This is a genomic window from Chromohalobacter sp. HP20-39, from assembly GCF_033052815.1.
Classification (GTDB): Bacteria; Pseudomonadota; Gammaproteobacteria; order Pseudomonadales; family Halomonadaceae; genus Chromohalobacter.
In genome coordinates this window covers 1-267 of record NZ_JAWHTP010000747.1, presented here as the reverse complement: position 1 = coordinate 267, position 267 = coordinate 1, and the positions used below count along the sequence as shown (strand labels likewise).

The window sequence follows — 267 nt, the reverse complement described above, 5'->3', positions numbered from 1 at the left end:
ATCGCCGCCCTGGCCGCCTGCGGCGGCGGCAATGCCCAGCTCAACCCGAATCAGAAACCACAGGGCAAGGTGGACGTGCCGCTGCTCGTCAGCGATGCCTCCAACGAGAACTGGGCCCCCATCGGCGTCAAGCTGCTGAAACTGTCGCTCACCAAGCAGGACGGCAGCAGTGTCGACGTGCCGCTGGGCAGCCCGTCACTGCCGATCAATCTGGCCCAGCTGAACCAGATCGGCGAACTGCTCAACAAGGTCACGCTGAATGCCGGC

At 64.8% G+C, this 267-nt stretch carries 1 protein-coding gene; it reads left to right on the top strand.

Annotated elements, in window-relative coordinates; genetic code table 11:
* The coding region (locus RVY79_RS19940; RefSeq protein WP_317466311.1) for a hypothetical protein at window positions 1-267 on the top strand (267 nt) is incomplete at both ends.